We start from the raw sequence: 336 nt of genomic DNA, 5'->3' as shown, positions 1-336 counted from the left end.
AACCTGCACAGGGAAAATATCTCACAGAAAAAGCAGGAATTACAGAAAGCACAGGAAGCAAGGCAGACAGTTCATGCGAATGGATCAGCGACAGCCGGAGCTACCAGAAGCCATGAACGCCCTGTTGCCACACCTGTTCCAAAAACAGCACAGACCGATACGGTCATAAAGCCGGATATGAAGCGTCCTGCTACTTCTCCTGTGATAAAAAATGTAGAAGTCAAGGCTGGAAAAGAAACTGTCCGAACCAATATCAGACAGGAACAACAGGTCAAAGGTGTTACCAGAACGAACCAGCCAAATGTAGTGGAATCCAGAAGTAATCAAAAGAAAACA

At 45.5% G+C, this 336-nt stretch carries 1 pseudogene; it reads left to right on the top strand.

The window, feature by feature from the left end:
- A pseudogene (locus tag GPK60_RS08205) lies at positions 1 to 336 on the top strand (YtxH domain-containing protein); the annotation flags it as partial.

The sequence above is a fragment of the Ruminococcus sp. MCC718 genome, from assembly GCF_018783905.1.
In the GTDB taxonomy this organism is placed as follows: domain Bacteria; phylum Bacillota; class Clostridia; order Lachnospirales; family Lachnospiraceae; genus Hominisplanchenecus; species Hominisplanchenecus faecis.
Note: the sequence above shows the minus strand (reverse complement) of the source record. Positions and strands in the feature narration are given on the sequence as shown.